This window comes from Bacillus timonensis (assembly GCF_004799755.1).
Taxonomy (GTDB): domain Bacteria; phylum Bacillota; class Bacilli; order Bacillales; family Bacillaceae_L; genus Ferdinandcohnia; species Ferdinandcohnia timonensis_A.
Genome location: NZ_SLUB01000112.1, coordinates 1 through 3,600, shown reverse-complemented (window position 1 = coordinate 3,600; position 3,600 = coordinate 1). Strand labels below are relative to the sequence as shown.

The following is a 3,600-nucleotide window of genomic DNA, read 5'->3' as shown; positions in this document are numbered from 1 at the left end:
ATACATGGCTATTATATCCATGTTGGTTTGCTATTTAAATATTTAAAAAGTAAGAATAAACCTATAGTTTGGACTTTACACGATTGTTGGCCATTTACTGGACATTGTGTTTACTTTGATTTTGTAAATTGTCCGAGGTGGAAAACGGGGTGTTATGAGTGCCCGCAAAAGTCAACATACCCTTCAAGTCTAATGCTGGATAAATCCAATAAAAACTTTTTTGATAAAAAAGAAATTTTTACGGGTGTAAAAAATATGACCATTATTACTCCATCAAAATGGTTAGCAGATTTAGTAAAAGAATCATTTTTAGGAAATTATAAGGTTAAGGTAATAAATAATGGGATTGATTTGGATTTATTTAAACCAACTGAATCAATTTTTCGAAAAAAGTATAAGTTAGAAAATAAATTTGTAATTTTAGGAGTAGCTAGTCCTTGGAGTAAAAGAAAAGGATTTGAATCATTTATTCAATTAGCTAAATATTTAAGTGAAGACGAAAGAATTGTAATGGTAGGATTAACGGAAAAACAAATTAAGCACCTTCCCTCAAATATAATCGGCATCAATAGAACGGATAGTGTTCAAGAACTTGCTGAAATATACTCAATGGCAGATGTTTTTGTTAATCCTACTTTAGAAGATAATTTTCCTACTACAAATTTGGAATCATTAGCATGTGGTACCCCAGTTATTACTTTTAACACAGGTGGAAGTGTAGAGGCCATTCGTGAGGAAAAGACTGGGTATATTGTCAAAAAGGGCGACATAAAGGCAGTCCTAAAAAAAGTAGAAAAAATAAAAAGTGATGGAAAAGAATTTTACTTCCAAAATTGTGTTGATAGGGCAAATGGGTTATATGATAAAAATGTAAAATATCATGAGTATATAGAATATTATAATTCATTATTAAAGGTCTAGATTTGGATTAATTAATCAACAAAATTGGAGCAATAAGGAAATCCTTGTCCATTCATATATGTGATATAATTTTACTTTCTTTAATAGTAATTGGAAGTAAAACTATTAATATAAAGGAGTAATATTACATGAAAAAAGTGGTTTTATATAGCCCAGGTTTATCTTCCATGAATTTAGGAGATAAAATTATTGCAGAATCTGCAAAAGAAGGTATTGATTATATTTTAAATGAGTCATTTACGACAGAAGTAGCAACTCATTTACCTCAATCATTTTATTATATGAGATATCTTAAGAATGCTGATTTAAAGTTTGTTTTAGGTAGCAACCTTTTAAAATCGACGTTTTTTGGATTCAAAAGACAATGGGATGTCACATTAAGAATGGCCAAAATTACTGGACCTGTAATTTTAATGGGTGTTGGTTGGTGGCAGTATGGTAATAAACCAAACTTATACACAAGGTTATTATTAAAATCGATATTATCAAAGAATCACGTCCATAGCGTTAGAGATGAATATACAGAAAAAGTGCTGAAAAGTATTGGGATTAATAATGTAATAAATACTGCTTGCCCAACAATGTGGAAACTTACTGAAGAGCATTGTAGAGAAATTAAGCAGGGTAAGTCTGATAATGTAGTTTTTACCATAACTGATTATAACAGAGATATCGAAAAGGATAATCTGCTAATAGATATATTGGCTAAAAACTATAAAATAGTTTATTTTTGGCCACAAGGTGTATCTGATTATGAATATTTTATGAGTTTGGAGCAAAAACACAAAAATATAGAAATACTTAGTCCTTCTTTAGATGCTTATAATAAAACTCTAGAAAAAGGAAATATTGACTATATTGGAACGCGACTTCATGGTGGGATAAGAGCGCTGCAAAAAAAGGCTCGAACAATCATTATAAGTATTGATAATAGAGCAAGAGAAAAAAGTAAATCCTTTAATTTACCGATTATTGAAAGAGATAATATTCAAGGATTAAATGAAATGATAAATAGCCAATTAGCAACGGAAATTAAAATTCCAATTGAAAATATTAATAGGTGGAGAAAACAGTTTGAAGACTAAGTTATTCGGAAGGATTAACAAAACAAAACAAGTAATTAGGCATATAACGAAACAAAAATATTTTCCTTTAATTTTACTGGAAAGCTATTTGTTTATATCTGTTATATTATTTTATTTTGGACCAATAAACTATCCTAATGTTAGTGTTTTCAAAACAGTAAGCTTAATTTTACTATATAATTTTTTTCTTGTAATAGGCTATTTAGTTGCTGAAAAGAAAATAACTCTAATCGAAAATAAAAAAATGGTAATAAGTTTTAATAAAATAAGAATAATGATTCTAACCGGGGCTATTATCAGTATTTTTTTTTCGTATGTGTCTTTTGTTAGTTATTCCAGTTCCATAAATCCTTTAATTATTATAAAAGATATTTTAGGTGGTATATCCGATCCTGGGGAAGCCTATTTGAGAAACATACAAATAGCAAGGGAAGGTGGAGTTATTACAAAGTTTATGACATTGCTTTCTCCTGTAACGTTTCTTACAATTCCATTAGGTTTGTTTTTTTACTTTAAATTAAAAACATTCGAAAAGATTGTTGTTGCAATTGCAATAGTTACTGAGATTTTAACTTTTATTATTAAAGGGACTAATTTTGGGATTTTTAAAATAGCGATTATATTTGTAGTTATTTTCATGTTAAATAGAGGTTATGAAAAAATTAACCTTATTACAAAGGGGCTCATTGGATTTGCTTTATTCTATTTTCTTTTTTCAATATCGGACAGAATGCAATTAACTGAAATACCAAATACGGTTTTTAATATAGAAATTGACAAACAACACATATTATTTAAGTTATTGCCTGTTTCACTAAGTGTCCCTATTATGTTAGCCATGTCTTATGTTTCACAAGGGTATTATGCTTTAAGTTTAACATCGTTATATAATTTTGAATCTACTTATGGTTTTGGAAGTGGAAGATTTTTAATATCTAATATGCAAAGTTTATTAGATATTAATATTTGGGAAAGAACTTATCAATATAAGATGGATCCCTTATGGGATTCAAGAGTTAACTGGCATACCATTTATGTATGGTTCGCAAATGATGTTGGGATTTATGGTGTTTTAGTCATAATGGCGATTATTGGGTTTTTGTTTTGTTTAGTGTTAAAAGACGCAAAAGAACAAAAAAATATCTTTGCAATTATACTGCTTCCACTCTATATTATTATGCTATTATTTATACCTGCAAATAATATTATCTTTGATAACCCACTTATGTTTATGCCGTTTGTAATTTTTAATATAGTGTGGATTTTCTCTAAAAGATGGAGTGTGAGGACATGAAAAAATTGCTTTTTATTGTAAGAGGATATTATCCGGAAATTTCCGCTTCAGGAAACTTGTTGAAACCATTAATTGAGGAATTAGCGAAGGAAAACTTTGTTTATGTTCTATCATGTTCATCTGATGAAAAAGTTGGAGAGTTTTCAAGTAATTTAAAATATAAAAAAGTAAAAATTGGGCATGTAAAAGCAAATTTTGCTTGGAAAACAATAAGTTTTTTTAAAAAAAACTTATTGTTTTCTTTCTTTAATGAAGAAATTGTATCAGCCTTAAAAAATGAAATTGAAAACTTAGATAGAG

General features: G+C 28.4%; 4 protein-coding genes. All 4 read left to right on the top strand.

All coding sequences use genetic code 11. From position 1 onward, the window contains the following. On the top strand, positions 1-921 hold a 921-nt coding region (locus E1I69_RS23895; protein WP_136381999.1), incomplete at its 5' end, for a glycosyltransferase. 128 nt (positions 922-1,049) lie between these two features. Beyond that, positions 1,050-2,006: a polysaccharide pyruvyl transferase family protein gene (locus tag E1I69_RS23890; protein WP_136381998.1), complete on the top strand. Its 957-nt coding sequence runs from the start codon at positions 1,050-1,052 to the stop codon at positions 2,004-2,006. Then, positions 1,996-3,300, top strand: coding sequence for an O-antigen polymerase (locus E1I69_RS23885; protein WP_136381997.1), 1,305 nt, complete (start codon positions 1,996-1,998; stop codon positions 3,298-3,300). Before E1I69_RS23890 ends, E1I69_RS23885 begins: the two co-directional genes overlap by 11 nt. Then, positions 3,297-3,600 (top strand): hypothetical protein (locus E1I69_RS23880; protein ID WP_136381996.1); only part of this gene is annotated, 304 nt, incomplete at its 3' end. The genes E1I69_RS23885 and E1I69_RS23880, both read left to right, overlap by 4 nt.

What these genes read in the sequence shown, in the direction of transcription:
- E1I69_RS23890 (WP_136381998.1), top strand. Translation starts at nt 1,050, where the DNA reads ATGAAAAAAGTGGTTTTATATAGCCCAGGTTTATCTTCCATGAATTTA.